At 58.8% G+C, this 12586-nt stretch carries 16 protein-coding genes; 11 read left to right on the top strand and 5 right to left on the bottom strand.

All coding sequences use genetic code 11. The features are described from left to right. Positions 1–89 precede the first annotated feature (89 nt). The 5 genes from AC0QUY_RS02465 to AC0QUY_RS02445 all read left to right on the top strand — a co-directional run bounded on the left by AC0QUY_RS02465 (position 90) and on the right by AC0QUY_RS02445 (position 3230). Complete coding sequence (locus tag AC0QUY_RS02465) at positions 90–674, top strand: PadR family transcriptional regulator (protein ID WP_475385605.1); 585 nt, start codon at positions 90–92, stop codon at positions 672–674. Between the two features lie 355 nt (positions 675–1029). Next, positions 1030–1428, top strand: a complete 399-nt coding sequence (locus AC0QUY_RS02460) for a nuclear transport factor 2 family protein (protein WP_161855973.1) — start codon at positions 1030–1032, stop codon at positions 1426–1428. A 31-nt stretch (positions 1429–1459) separates the two neighbouring features. After that, the gene (locus AC0QUY_RS02455) at positions 1460–1966 is read left to right on the top strand and encodes a pyridoxamine 5'-phosphate oxidase family protein (RefSeq protein ID WP_475385604.1); all 507 of its coding nucleotides are present in this window, start codon (positions 1460–1462) and stop codon (positions 1964–1966) included. A gap of 196 nt (positions 1967–2162) precedes the next feature. Next, a complete protein-coding gene (locus tag AC0QUY_RS02450) occupies positions 2163–2546 on the top strand; it encodes a DUF4345 domain-containing protein (protein WP_475385602.1) in 384 nt (127 codons plus the stop codon). A 261-nt stretch (positions 2547–2807) separates the two neighbouring features. Further along, on the top strand, positions 2808–3230 hold the full coding sequence (locus AC0QUY_RS02445; RefSeq protein ID WP_202639146.1) for a hypothetical protein: 423 nt from the start codon (positions 2808–2810) through the stop codon (positions 3228–3230). 278 nt (positions 3231–3508) lie between these two features. Here AC0QUY_RS02445 and AC0QUY_RS02440 read toward each other — a convergent pair whose 3' ends face one another. Continuing rightward, positions 3509–4684, bottom strand: a complete 1176-nt coding sequence (locus AC0QUY_RS02440) for an MFS transporter (RefSeq protein WP_475385601.1) — start codon at positions 4682–4684, stop codon at positions 3509–3511. Positions 4685–4802: 118 nt separating this feature from the next. Continuing rightward, positions 4803–5351, bottom strand: a complete 549-nt coding sequence (locus AC0QUY_RS02435; RefSeq protein ID WP_475385600.1) for a hypothetical protein — start codon at positions 5349–5351, stop codon at positions 4803–4805. Between the two features lie 306 nt (positions 5352–5657). Between AC0QUY_RS02435 and AC0QUY_RS02430 the strand changes: the two genes are divergently transcribed. The 3 genes from AC0QUY_RS02430 (at position 5658) to AC0QUY_RS02420 (ending at position 8488) form a co-directional block, all read left to right on the top strand. Beyond that, the gene (locus AC0QUY_RS02430; protein ID WP_475385599.1) at positions 5658–7112 is read left to right on the top strand and encodes a M10 family metallopeptidase C-terminal domain-containing protein; all 1455 of its coding nucleotides are present in this window, start codon (positions 5658–5660) and stop codon (positions 7110–7112) included. A 501-nt stretch (positions 7113–7613) separates the two neighbouring features. Then, on the top strand, positions 7614–7745 hold the full coding sequence (locus AC0QUY_RS02425) for a hypothetical protein (RefSeq protein ID WP_475385598.1): 132 nt from the start codon (positions 7614–7616) through the stop codon (positions 7743–7745). A gap of 449 nt (positions 7746–8194) precedes the next feature. Further along, on the top strand, positions 8195–8488 hold the full coding sequence (locus AC0QUY_RS02420; RefSeq protein ID WP_475385597.1) for a hypothetical protein: 294 nt from the start codon (positions 8195–8197) through the stop codon (positions 8486–8488). An 80-nt stretch (positions 8489–8568) separates the two neighbouring features. Here AC0QUY_RS02420 and AC0QUY_RS02415 read toward each other — a convergent pair whose 3' ends face one another. Beyond that, complete coding sequence (locus tag AC0QUY_RS02415; protein WP_475385596.1) at positions 8569–9048, bottom strand: TRADD-N-associated membrane domain-containing protein; 480 nt, start codon at positions 9046–9048, stop codon at positions 8569–8571. 70 nt (positions 9049–9118) lie between these two features. On the opposite strand from AC0QUY_RS02415, the gene AC0QUY_RS02410 reads away from it, so the two are divergent. Then, on the top strand, positions 9119–9496 hold the full coding sequence (locus AC0QUY_RS02410) for a response regulator (RefSeq protein WP_475385595.1): 378 nt from the start codon (positions 9119–9121) through the stop codon (positions 9494–9496). Between the two features lie 70 nt (positions 9497–9566). Here the strand turns inward: AC0QUY_RS02410 and AC0QUY_RS02405 are convergent, their stop codons facing one another. Continuing rightward, complete coding sequence (locus tag AC0QUY_RS02405) at positions 9567–9737, bottom strand: hypothetical protein (RefSeq protein WP_475385594.1); 171 nt, start codon at positions 9735–9737, stop codon at positions 9567–9569. A gap of 663 nt (positions 9738–10400) precedes the next feature. Between AC0QUY_RS02405 and AC0QUY_RS02400 the strand changes: the two genes are divergently transcribed. After that, positions 10401–10607 (top strand): hypothetical protein, encoded by a 207-nt coding sequence (locus AC0QUY_RS02400; protein WP_161855964.1) that lies wholly within the window; start codon positions 10401–10403, stop codon positions 10605–10607. Positions 10608–11517: 910 nt separating this feature from the next. Here the strand turns inward: AC0QUY_RS02400 and AC0QUY_RS02395 are convergent. Next, positions 11518–11766 carry a DUF3551 domain-containing protein gene (locus AC0QUY_RS02395; protein WP_475385593.1) on the bottom strand — a complete coding sequence of 83 codons (249 nt, stop codon included), beginning with the start codon at positions 11764–11766 and terminating at the stop codon, positions 11518–11520. Positions 11767–11963: 197 nt separating this feature from the next. Here AC0QUY_RS02395 and AC0QUY_RS02390 point away from each other — a divergent pair, with 197 nt between their 5' ends. Continuing rightward, complete coding sequence (locus tag AC0QUY_RS02390; protein WP_057838296.1) at positions 11964–12167, top strand: cold-shock protein; 204 nt, start codon at positions 11964–11966, stop codon at positions 12165–12167. Positions 12168–12586 lie beyond the last annotated feature (419 nt).

Raw genomic sequence — 12586 nt, 5'->3', positions numbered from 1 at the left:
CCGATCCCGTAAGTTCCGGGATTCCCTGATATGTAACTTGACACATACGTACACTAGTCCATATATGGGTCCCATCGCGGGATCGAACCATGGCCCTTTCAGACGCCATTCTCGTGCTTCTCACCCAACAGCCGATGTCCGGCTATGACTTGGCGAAGTCCTTTGACGCGTCGATCGGGTTCTTCTGGACGGCAGACCACCCGCAAATCTACCGCGAGCTAGGTCGCTTGAAGGAGAGAGGGCACGTTGACGTCCATGAAGTCGTTCAAAGTGGCCGACCCAACAAACTCATCTACACAATCACGCAATCCGGTCTCGCCACGCTGAAGACCTGGTCGCAAAGGCCGAGTGCGCCAGCGCCGATCAAGGATGATCTGCTGGTGCGCCTCTATGCGCTTGAGCACGTTGATATCAGTGCAGTGCGGGCGCAACTGATGCAACGGCTGGATCTGCACGCCGATCGCCTTCATCGATTTAAAGTGATCTTAGAGCGACATTTTTCCGGCAAGGCGCTCAGCCTGTCGCAAACTGGCCGGCTGCTCGGGCTTCGGATGGGCCTGCGTTACGAGGAGGCCTGTATCGAATGGTGCCAGGAGGCGCTGCAATGCCTCCCGACGTCGTCAGGCGCCGCAGTCACCTCGATACCTAGCGGTCGAAAGCCGACAACCGTCTAACCGTCAGGAGATCACAAATGCTCAACGAGCATACCAGTTCGAAGGTGCTGGGGCTATTGCTCGCGCGCGCTTCGATCGGCCCGAGAAGAATGCCATCACGGAGTCGATGTACGACGGTCTGCTCGAAGCCATCGAGAATAGCAAAGCCGAAGCCGATCCTGCTGTCCGGATTCTCGTGGTTGCTTCCACAGGGGGACAACTTCACCGACTTTATGCACTCCTCTCCAAGCGGGCGTGAATCCTCAGTCGGTCGCCTTTTGCGAACGCTTTGGTCCGAACGGGCGGCAGCCACGACACCTCGATCCTTATCCTTGATCCACCCACAAACTGCGGGAAACCGCGATAAGGAGACGCCATGACCCTACTGGCAAGCGAGTACTGGGAAAAAATAGCAGAGAGCGGTGACTTCGACCTGCTCGACCAGTTGTTGGCCGACGACGTGGTATTCGAATCTCCGATCGTGCATGCGCCGCAGGTTGGTCGCGCGATCACCAAGGCATACCTGGTCGCAGCGGTGCAGGTGCTCAACAGCCCGGAGTTCCGCTGGGTCAACCGCTGGTTCAGTCAGCAATCGGCTGTGTTGGAGCTCGAGACTCGGATCGATGGTTTGACGATCAACGCCGTCGACATCATTAGCTGGAATTCAGAAGATCGGATCAACCACTTCAAAGTGATGGTCCGACCGCTGAAGGCGATCAACGCGTTGCACCAGGCGATGGGCCGGCAGTTGGCCACGAGCGGCGCAACGAGCTGAGTCTGAGCGCAACCAACCGAAGGGGTCGACAATGTCGCTTCCGGACAATGCTGCCGACGTGAACCGGCTCCTTGGCGCCGCCGCCGAGAAAATCAGAAAGGTGCGCTATTGCTGGCTGGTCACTAGCGCTGTCGAGCGTGGTATCAGAGCCCGGCCGATGCGCCGGGTGCCGCTCGATGCCGACGAGGATGATTGGACGCTCCGCTTCATCACCGATGCTCGCTCGTCCAAGGTGGCCGACATGCGTCGTGTCGGCCACGTCTCCGTCATCTTCCAGCACGATCCCGACGATGCCTTTGTCGCGCTCGCCGGGAAAGCCAGTCTGGTCGAGGATAAGCCCGAGATCCGCAGACGCTGGAAACCCGCCTATGATGCCTTCGCTCCTGGCGGGCCGGATAACTCGGGCGCCATATTCGTCACAATCGACGTCGCTCGCGTAGAGCTTTGGATTCGCGGCGTAACGCCCGATCCGTTCGGGATGCGCACCACGGTGATCGAGCGGGACGCCACGCGCGGCTGGTGCCTCAAGGCCGGCTGACCCCTCGGCCATCTGGCTTACTCGCTGCGGCGACGGCCGTAGGGCAACATGGGAAGTTGTCATGTGGTTCTGCCGCTTAGCTAGAGCTTTGCGCTGCTGGCCGCGGGACCGCGCCTCAGGCGACCGACAGCGACTTCCTTGGAAAGCAACAGGTGATGCACATGCCAGGAAGCGGCTGTTGGATCGGAGTAAGCGCATGAACAAGCGAGGCCTTCAGATTGCAACCGCCTTTCTTGGTGCCATCCCGATTGTCACCGGAATCATTGGCATGTTCGGGCTTAGCGATCCAATTTACGCATCCGCCAAGATCCCAGCAAACGCGCTGCTCGACAGCAATCTTCGCTTCTTCAGCGGCGTGTGGCTCGGCCTCGGAATCGGGCTCTACTGGCTCATTCCAAACGTCGAAAAGCAAACTCTTCTATTTCGTGTGTTGTGGGGTATGATTTTTCTGGGTGGCGTTGGTCGTTTGATGTCGATGCTGTTTCTCGCTCCGCCACCGCTGCCATTCATTGGATTCACAGCCCTTGAAATAATAGGTGCGCCCCTCTTCATCTGGTGGCAGGCGCGTTTGGTGAAATGACGCCCAAAATAAAATGGTTTCTAGCCGTCACGAGGCTAGCTACTACACCCAGGTGGAAAGCCTCCCCCGAGGCGAAGGGCCGATATCGCTTCGTGGCCCATCACGTCGATATTGGCAGGCCGAGCTCAGGTCTCATTTTGTAGGTAAAGCTGACGTGATTTGCTACCAGCCACTGCATGAAGGCGTGGTTGACGTAATCCGCCTCGGCCGCGGCCACGTCCTCAGGCTAATCGCAAGTTTCTCGAACAATCGGAGGTGATCATGACCTACGAATCGCGTCTCTTGGCCGGCATCCTTCTGATCGTCCTGCCCTCCGTCATGGTTGGTGGGGTAAGCATACTTTCGCTTCTCATTGGCGATCCGGCCTACATGGAGAACCCATTGCGCCAGGATCTATGGCGCGCCGGACACGCGCATGCCGGCGTCTGGCTCATCCTGGCACTTGTGGCGCTCCGCTACGTTGATGAGGCCAACCTCTCCAATCTCATGAGGTGGATCGTGCGGGGCTCGATACCCATCGCTGCGATCCTGGTCCCCGCCGCCTTTTTTTTGTCAATGCTGTTGCCCGAGGCAAAGGCGCCGAACGAGTTCATCTATCTAGCCTATGTCGGTGCGGTGCTGCTGGCGGTCGGCGTGCTGGCTCTCGGCGTCGGCCTCGTCAGGCGTCCAGCACAACGATCTTGATCAGTTGCGAAGCCATGGGCTTCCATCGCGAAGACCAAGCCCAATACCGACTGGCTGCCTGACGACACGATGGTATTGTCGGGCGTGTGTGCATGCGGCGCGAACTTATCGGCGCCGACCAAGGTCCGTTGTTGGGCCCCTTTGAGACATGCGGCCCGCACTGAATATGTCTGCTTTCAAGGGGTCGACTGGAAGTGACTGGCGCATGCCGCGACGGCTCCATGAGAGTAACGTTCGCAGATGAGAACACGGGGGTCAATCTGCTCGCCGATTCACAGTTACTCGCTGGGCGAGTGCTTAGACGAAGGCAAGAAAACGAATGCGCCGGCGCCTATCAGTAACAATACGGAGATGATCCACAGCGCAGCGCATAGCGGGTCCATGCCATGTTCGCTTGCGGCAGAAGCAGCGAGCCCGCTAATCCATTGCATCCCTGCCACGCCGAGAAACATCGAGGTATTGAAGATCGCCGATGCGCGCCCTAACACAGCCGGTGCAAAAGATGACTGTACGTCCGCGTATTGGAGCACGAAGTAGCCAGCCAGCCCACTCACTATCACGGTCAACACTACGTCGCTGGTTGCGGATGTCCCACTCGCAAGGAGCGCAAACAGACCGGCATATACGATCGTGCAACCCACGATTAGCCGTCGACGCTTACGACCGCCGGGATCCACGCGACCGAATAGAGGCGGACCGAAAAGCACAACAATCGATCCGGCGAGCGCCACGTGACCGCTTTCAATCAGCGTCAGGCCGTGCCTGTCCGTCAAGAGCGGCACCAGCCACAGACCACGCAGACTGATGAAAGATGCATAGGTGACCGCACCCAAGGCGATGATGCCCATCGTCTGGGGCTCGACGAGGATCGCCTTCGTCTGCTGCAGCGCGGCAGCGAACGTCTGACCTTGCCGATCCTCGATGAACGGCTCGGAGGAAAGCAGGCGCAGGGCGAGGGCCCATGCCACAAGAGAGGCCAGGGCGAGGACGAGGTAGGCAGCTCGCCAGGACCAGGCGTCCACCAGCCATGCCATCGGCGTCCCAGTGATCAGCATGCCCGCGCCGCCGACACCGGACACGATTCCCGACAGACGCGAGAACTGCTCTGGCGGGTAGCTGCGACCAATTATGACCAATGCGGCCAGGAAAACCGGTGAGCAGCCCAGTCCGATGAGCAACTGACCAGCGACCAGGCTCTGTGCATCGGACGACAAGACCGTAAGGATCGCACCGCCCACCGCCACTGGAAAGACAACGGCGACGACGCGTCGGGGGCCGTAGAGATCCAATGCTAGCCCCATCGGCAATTGCATGACGCCGAATGTGATGTGAAAGGCGGCGCCGACTAAGCCTATGGTCTCGTTGCCAAGCGCCAGCTCCGAGCGTAGGGACATGGCAACCAAGGTCACAACGGTGCGAAATGCGTGGCTTAGCGCAAAGGCCGCTGTCAGCACCGCTAGCTCCGCCCATACTGGATATCTCGATGGGTTCATGCTGTCGCTCGCACAGCCAGCTATTGGTCGCGGTATCTGGTTTTCCCTGTATGCCCAGCGTAGCGCCTTGACGGCCCGCTCAAGCAGAGCTGATGCGGCGCGCAAACACCTCGACCTGAAGTCGCCAGGTCGTGCCGTCATCCGCCGAATGTTCGCCGAGCCAATGGAACGAATTGGCCGTGATCTCGGTGAAGCGCCAGCGAAGCATAGCGCCCGTTGGCAGTTTCCCCTCCTGAACGATGTCGGCGCCACGCGCCCGTCCAATCTGGCGCGCGTAAACCTGCGTTGCCGGATCACTCCAGAGGATATGCCAGGCATCGAGGCCAGGATCGTAGACTCGCAGTGTCGTTCCGTACCAGTTGCCCGCGACCGGCATCGCCGGCATCCCAGGACGGCGCTCGGCGCGGCGCGGGATCATCCAGACATCCTGGATCGCGCGGCCCTCTAGCACCCAGCCGAAATGAATCTCGCCCCGTCCGGTGTGCTTGGTGCTATCCTCCTCATAGCTGACGATATCGGACTCCCAGCCTCCGACAAACTGGCCGTAGAGAGTCATTTTTTCGGCTCGATCGGCGGCCGGTCCCTCGGCTTGCAGGGCATCTAAAAAGGATTTCGCGGGTGCGTTCATGACTAAGCTCCTCAGGTGCACCGAATTGCGCTCAGCGTAGCTTTCTTCCTTTCTGATCCTAGAGTCGTGGTCGCGTGCGAACTTGGAGAAAATTGCTCTCCTCGCGCTCTAAGGCCGAGGCTCTTCTTCCTATCTCGCTGCATCAACCAAATCGCCGTGGTATGCCGCAATATGTGGGGCTATGCTCTCTTAACATTTCACAGCAAGTTGATGGTCTCTTCGAGAGAGCTTGAGGCAATCGTCGCGATCTGACCTTGGTGTCCGAGTACTTCAAGCGCGGAATCTCTTAAGTATGGCGAGGGAAACATGCCTGCACCAGCCAACTATTCCCTCGTATTTGCAGACGAATTTGCTGGGCTGAGTATTGCCAACACCACGACGGCAACGGCCAATTGGTACACCGCTCAGCCTTGGGGCGGCGGCTTTGGTAGCGCTTCGTTCTTGCCTGTTGGTGGCGGTAGTTCTCCGTTCTCGATCGTGCAACAGGGCGGCGAGAGTGCCCTGCAGATCGAAATGACGCGGAATGCGGCAGGCCAACTCCAGAGCGGTCTTATCTCGAACACGTTTCCGGACGGGACCAGCGCCACTCCGCAGGATGGTGATCCCTATGGGTACTACGAGATCAGAATGTGGTTGCCCGCAGGCCAGGGCGTGTGGCCCGCCTTCTGGGGCATTGAGGAAGAGCGTCTCTCGCCAACAAGAGACCATGTCTTTGAGATCGACGTGATGGAGCAGCACGGCATCGCGCTGGCCGATCGATATTCAAGCTCTTTGCACGACTGGAATTGGAACGGAACGGTCCTGGAAAGCCACACCAACCAATCCCATCAGAACGTAGTCGGGCAAGGTGTGCTGACGACAGGATGGCATACCTTCGGCGTTGAAATCAGACCAGATACCATAACGTTCTCCATGGACGGCGGCGCCCACTTTTCGCTGCCCACGCCTGCCACCCTCAACACGGATCTGATGTTCATGATCGATCTGGCCGCAGGTGGTGGCTGGCCGATTGATCCAGCGCTCGATCATCAGATGCTGTATGTAGATTATTTTCGTGCCTATGAATTGGACCTCCTTGTGCCCGGCCCCGGTCCTGTGCTCGTCGGAGGGAATGGCAACGACACTTTCATCGTTGATACCGCGACCACTGAAATACGCGAACAGCCCGGAGGCGGGTTCGATACCGTCATTGCAACGGTATCCTATACCCTGCCCGAAAACGTCGATAAGCTGCGTCTTTCTGGTTCAGGTCCCCTCGACGCGACCGGAAACAGCGGAAACAATCAGCTCTATGGCAATGGAAACGCCAATACGCTGTCGGGTCTGGCCGGCGATGATTATCTGTATGGCGATGCCGGCAATGACAGGCTGCTCGGAGGGAGCGGGAACGATAAGCTCTATGGTGGAAACGGGAACGATCTGCTGATCGGAGGTCTTGGGATCGATCGGTTGGACGGCGAAGGCGGGGCGGACACGTTCCGTTTCGAGAGCATCGTGGAAAGTCCGTATTCTGCGCGGGACACCATTATCGCGTTTTCAGGGGCCGCAGGAGATCGCATCGACCTTAGTGCTGTCGATGCCAACACGCTGGTCAGTGGCAATCAAGCCTTTACCTTCATAGGATCGGATCCCTTTACCGCAGCAGGACAGCTTCGATTGAGCAACGGGGTTCTGTCAGCCGACGCCAACGGGGATCACATGGCCGACTTTGGTGTGGTTGTTGGGTCGGCGCCTCTGGCTCCTGATTACTTCATCCTCTGAGGCCTAACTGCTGCGCGTGAACGGCACCGCGCCTTGGCATGCCGGTGCGGCAAGCGCCGTGGGACTCGCTTAATCTGGCAGCAGGCACACAGACGGTGGCGATGCAAAGCATGATAGGTGCTCCGCAGCCTAGGGCGCGTTGTTGGACTAGCGTCGTGCGTCTCTACTTGGACCAATCAATACGATCTCAATAGATATGGTCAGTCGTTCTCCGTCTCGCTTCGTTCGGGCTGCGACGCGCGCTTCCGCGTTAGACCCGATCGCAGGATGCGAGCTAAGCCTTGCTCGAACTCCGCGGTCAAATTGTTGCTGTCCATATCCGGATCCGGGTCAGCAGTGGGATCCGCCTTCTTGCTTTGGGGATTCGGGAGGTCAGTGTCCTAATTCCCACACTGCGACCAAAAGAGGGCCTGTTTGTATCTTCTCGAACAGACAGGTCAAGTCCGTTCCGGCCAACCTGCATTGTTGGATTAGAAACAGTCATCGGTTGGGGAGGCGAGAATGGAACGTTCCCTGATAACTGACATGCCGCGCGATAAATATGTCGAGCGGTGCAAGCAGCGGGCCTTCGACTATCTCGACCGAGGCGATCTTAAGAACGCGGTCGCCTCGACTGAGGTGATGGTCCGATGATCAAACACGCGGGGTCGCATATGGAGGAGTGCGACAAGGCGTCTCCTCCATCCAGGTTCTTGGTTCGCCAGGGGTGCAAGGGTTGGATGGTTTACGATCGGCAACGTAGGGGGCCGGCAATGATTGGGACCAGTCTGGCGGTTGATCTGACGAAAGAGCAAGCCAACCGCATCGTGCGGATGCTGATGGCTGAGCAGGAAGGGAAGCGTTCAAGTTGAGCGCAGCCCCCACGCGCACCCCCGACACGCTGTAGTGCAATCGAGTGACCCGATGGCTTTCATCGTGACAAGCAATGCAGAACGGCAGGGGCGCTGGCGCACCAAGCGGGACGTGGACATCGAGACACTGCGTGTCGCATCCAACAAGGCGGAGCTGGCACTGGCACAGGCCGAGAACTACCTGTTGCGCCAGCGCGTACTCGACCTAGAGACGGCGCTTGCTCGCCAGGAGTGCTCGCCAGGAGTGCTCGCCAGGAGAGTGCCGCCAAGTCTGCCAAGACCAAGGCGATCAGCGAAATTGCCCGCCTCAAGGAGAAGAACAAGGAGCTGCAATCCCAACCTCGTCAAATGTGGGACTGGTACAACAACGAGATCGCAAACGGGGGCGGCCTGACCTTCAAGGCAAGCAGTCTGATCGCGAAGGCGCTGCATCCCGACGCCACGCCAAGCGAGGAGGTCAGGCTGGAAGCGTTCAAGGCGTTCTCGGCGTGGAAGAGTGACAGGGACGCGGCGCGACGGCGCTAGTTCCTGTGATCCTACCGGGCTCCATCGATGCGGGCATTAGCCTTCGCACTTGCAGCGTTAAGCTCGAATTCTGCACTGCCTTAGGACCGGGTTATTTCCTGTATCAGGGCAGCCCGAGCCTTGTTTCGCTCGTCTCCGTCAAGGGCCTCGCACAGGCTATTAGCTAGAATGTAGCGCTGTAAATCGTCTAGCCTTCTTTGAAACGTATTGAGTTGCGGTATTGTCTTGCCATAAAGAACGAAAACAATGCCTGCTACGATTTCGACTATAGCGCCGGAAAGGAACGCGATATCAGTTGGAAACGCCCGCACAAATGCTGCGAGCAAGAAAATCAGCCCAACTCCCGAACCCACTAATGCCCAAAAGAAGATGCGGCGTGATTGCGCCAGCGCGATCTGATGATATTCCGCCAATAACTCCAGCTGCGCAGCAGCGATCATTTGAACGTTTGCCGGATCAGTCGCGCCGATCCGCCGGATAGAGTCCCGTACAATATTGTCCTCTTCAATCCTGCCGATACTGATTCTGCCCAAGAGCGTCCCGACCAACGATTCAACCATGAGAATTTTGATCCCGCGACGGCTGACCTCTTTTTCCGGCTAACTCGGTCGCCGACTAATCTGGGTCCTCATGCGCACAATCTCCACACTGCTGGTCGAGGACGAAACCCTGATTAGGATGATGTTGGCTGAAATCGTGGAAGAACTGGGATACTTGACCGTTTCGGAAGCCGCAAATATTGAGGCAGCCATGTCATTGGCTGAAACGGGGTCGTTCGATCTAGCCCTGCTGGACATTAACATCGCGGGTTCTCTTGTAACCCCGGTCGTCCATATCCTCGATAGACGAAGCGTCCCGATTGATTGTTTTCGTCAGTGGATACAGCAATCAAACTATGCCGGCCGAGCTAAGAGGCCGGTTGCTTGTTCAGAAACCATTCTCGCAAGATACCTTATTGGACGCCATCAACCGCGCGATTGGCCACATCCAGTAGGGCGCGCGCGTTGATCTGGATCAAAGGGACTGCGGCCGGCGGCGCGCTGGAGCGAGGCTCGCAGGCTGGCGTTGGCGAAGTCGCTCACGCCGCAGCCAGCTCGATCTCCTCGCTGCGTTTCTCTTCGGCATCGTAGACCTTGACTTGAAGCGACGGAAAACGGCTCTTCAGCTCTCTGGCCGCTTCAACGGCGCGATCTTTCGTCTTGAACTCGGTTTTCAATTGGCCGTCGACCACCAGGATGTAGCCGCTCACTTGAAGTTCGACTGTTGGTCTGCGTGCAGGCGCTGGCGCCGGCGTTCTGCGTTGCTGGCGCATAAGGTAACCCTCCGGTTCTTGGGAAGGTCTTATAAACCACTCAACGGGACATAAGTTCCTGTTGCTGCCATAGGCCGAAGGCCGTGGAAAGCGAAAGCCCCGCCGGGTTGATGCGGCGAGCGCACGGACGGGGGCGCTATTGCGCCCATGGCGCTCCGATTCAAGCCAGCTAGAGGTAACCCCGATTAGTCATTGAACCTTGGCGCGACCTGTGCAGAGGTAACCTTGCTGGGGATTTGAGATTCCAGTATTTATTCGCACCGCCGGCAAGCGATCATATTCCGCTTGGCGGCGTTGTGCGTTCCGGGCCGCCTCAGCTGCGGCCTCTTTCACTTCATGAACTCAAGAACACTCGGCGGCATTAGCCGGTGCAATCCCTCGGCCTGCCGCGTTAAATGCACGGGCGGCCCGCGCTCGCGGGCTGGCGTGACTTCCAGAAGTGACCTTACATGATTTTGCTTGTCCAGGTTCTGCGCAGCACCGTCGCGCGGTGCGACTCTGCCAGCGCGTCCAGCTTCTGTCATCGGCGAGGATCACGATCGGATCACGGCTCGCAGCTGATTGTCCGACCCCCGGAGGTTGCACCTAGGGATGCCCATCATGACCAAGGAAACTTACACGGTTAAGGCGCGAAATTGCGAGTACCGCGCCGCCAAGCCGACGCTCGAATCCGCCTTAGCCGTTGCGCGCGAAAAGGTCTGGCCCATCGCGCCCGATGAAAGAGTGCAGGTCTATCGCGGCAAGGAGCTTGTCGGCGAGATCACGAGCGATGTCGGAGAAGGTGGCGCCTCTAAAAGGGCGGCCTAGGAAAAAAATCGCTCAGGTGTGTGCCCGCGAGCGGAAGTTTCGCAAACTAGGAGCGCGGGGGATGGAGGGGCTATAAGCGTTATACCCCCTCAGAAACGGTCGAGGTGCCGGCGCGTTGTTACTATTGCGCGGCGCAAGCCGGCGTTGCGTTCCCCGTCGCCGCCGATCCCCCGCATTGACCCAGCGCGCGGCGTCGGGGGCCCGCGCGAGCACGATCTCAAGCAGCGGGAACCCGTCGCCGTACTCGCGGTTGGTTGTCCGCGCGGCGGAATACCCGTCCGAACCCCTTCCGCTGGCGCGGGCCCCGGCGCTCACCATAAAGCCCGGCGGGGCCGCCGGCCTCCGAGGCGTCCACGGGGGAAACCAGCTAGAAAAAAATCGGCGAGCCCGGGTGTCTGATTTGGCGACAAGAGCCCGCGGGCTTCAGACGACCTAAGTCTGAGCCGCCCGCCATTTTCGCGCGCAGGAACCTTGCCCTACCGGGGATGTTGGAAAGCAATCAATAACTCAGGAGGAAACTCTTATGAGAACAACTCTGTTACTGGCTGGTGTACTGGCGGTTGCTGGTTTCGCTATCGCCACGCCGATCTCCATTGCACCCGCGTCAGCTCAAGTTGCCGTTGACACGCCCCTCGGTGGCGTGAGAGTGGGCCCGCAGTCGCGTTACTCCGATCGAGCTTATCGCGCCTACGGATATGATCGCGGATATCGCGGCGGATGCCGCACCGTCACGATTGAGCGCGACGACGGCTCGGTCCGCAGGGTCCGCCGTTGCGACTAGCAGTCCCCCGACTAGAAGATTGACCCCCGGCGCTCACAAGAGCGTCGGGCCACGCGGAGAAGCGCCGCATTAGCGAGCGCGTTTAGAACGGCCCCGACGCAGGGCTGGCGGCGGCCAATCCGGTTCACTTTAGTAGACCCCGGGATGCCGCCGATATCGCGTGGGCTTTTCCGCGCGCACGAAATATGGATTGATAAAGCACAGGGCGGCGCGGCCCGATGCCGACGCATTGCACTGAGGCAGCGACGTGTAGCGGCATTCGTAATAGTGGGCATGGACCCGCATGCAAACCGGATAAGCTGGATCGTACGTCTGCGCTCCCGCCGACCCTATCGGGATCATCCCGATTGCCAAAATTGCCAAGGCCAGAATGCGCATAAGGGCCTCCTTTGGCATTCACTCCAGAACCTCATACTCCGGTGAGACATCCTCGCGGGGAGTAATGCGTAAGAGCCGTCGCTGATACGGCTCCAGTGGCGGCTTTTCCTACCCGCTGTGCACGCTAGCGGGCCCTTTCTTTCGCCGGATTTCGGTCCCCATCTTTTCGTGTTTTAGAATCAATGGGGAGAATTGACGTGGCGATAGGTACAGTGAAGTGGTTTAACGCGACGAAGGGCTATGGATTTATTCAGCCCGACACTGGTGGCAAGGACGTGTTCGTCCATATCTCAGCCGTCGAGAGGGCAGGTCTAAGCAATCTGAATGAAGGTGCGAAAGTGAGCTACGAAGTCGTGGCCAACCGCGGGAAAGAATCCGCCGAGAACCTCAGGGTAGGTTGATCGTCTAGTTATTCAAAAATGGCCCCAGCCTTGAGGGGGCCTAACGCCGGGGGCGCCATTCCAGTGCGCCAATGCGGGGGCGTGGCGCTGAGGGCGATGCGAGGAGGGGGAGCCCTTTCCCTTAGGCAGCGCCTTCATCTTCTGTTCACTACTGGACAGACGTTGCCATACTTTCCCGGTTGTATGAGAGCGCTGGACGGGTACCCACTACCCTGTTTGGCTATTTGAAATGGGAATACTTTGGATGGCCTCGGCGCACATTTCGCGCTGGGGCCATTTTTATTCTTGCCGGCGCCCATGCGGTCGTTGCGTCGTCTCGATGACGCGCTGTCACACTCGCCGGGCTGGTTATAGGATGATGTAGTCAACCGCGCGATTCGGAGGGGCCATGACCGCACGGCAACCGAGACTCGGTAACC

This window comes from Bradyrhizobium sp. WYCCWR15520 (genome assembly GCF_056174665.1).
The sequence above is the reverse complement of the archived record's forward strand: the minus strand, read 5'-3'. Positions and strand labels throughout refer to the sequence as shown.

What these genes read in the sequence shown, in the direction of transcription:
- AC0QUY_RS02465 (WP_475385605.1), top strand. Translation starts at nt 90, where the DNA reads ATGGCCCTTTCAGACGCCATTCTCGTGCTTCTCACCCAACAGCCGATG.
- AC0QUY_RS02460 (WP_161855973.1), top strand. Translation starts at nt 1,030, where the DNA reads ATGACCCTACTGGCAAGCGAGTACTGGGAAAAAATAGCAGAGAGCGGT.
- AC0QUY_RS02455 (WP_475385604.1), top strand. Translation starts at nt 1,460, where the DNA reads ATGTCGCTTCCGGACAATGCTGCCGACGTGAACCGGCTCCTTGGCGCC.
- AC0QUY_RS02450 (WP_475385602.1), top strand. Translation starts at nt 2,163, where the DNA reads ATGAACAAGCGAGGCCTTCAGATTGCAACCGCCTTTCTTGGTGCCATC.
- AC0QUY_RS02445 (WP_202639146.1), top strand. Translation starts at nt 2,808, where the DNA reads ATGACCTACGAATCGCGTCTCTTGGCCGGCATCCTTCTGATCGTCCTG.
- AC0QUY_RS02435 (WP_475385600.1), bottom strand. Translation starts at nt 5,351, where the DNA reads ATGAACGCACCCGCGAAATCCTTTTTAGATGCCCTGCAAGCCGAGGGA.
- AC0QUY_RS02430 (WP_475385599.1), top strand. Translation starts at nt 5,658, where the DNA reads ATGCCTGCACCAGCCAACTATTCCCTCGTATTTGCAGACGAATTTGCT.
- AC0QUY_RS02425 (WP_475385598.1), top strand. Translation starts at nt 7,614, where the DNA reads ATGGAACGTTCCCTGATAACTGACATGCCGCGCGATAAATATGTCGAG.
- AC0QUY_RS02415 (WP_475385596.1), bottom strand. Translation starts at nt 9,048, where the DNA reads ATGGTTGAATCGTTGGTCGGGACGCTCTTGGGCAGAATCAGTATCGGC.
- AC0QUY_RS02410 (WP_475385595.1), top strand. Translation starts at nt 9,119, where the DNA reads ATGCGCACAATCTCCACACTGCTGGTCGAGGACGAAACCCTGATTAGG.
- AC0QUY_RS02400 (WP_161855964.1), top strand. Translation starts at nt 10,401, where the DNA reads ATGACCAAGGAAACTTACACGGTTAAGGCGCGAAATTGCGAGTACCGC.
- AC0QUY_RS02395 (WP_475385593.1), bottom strand. Translation starts at nt 11,766, where the DNA reads ATGCGCATTCTGGCCTTGGCAATTTTGGCAATCGGGATGATCCCGATA.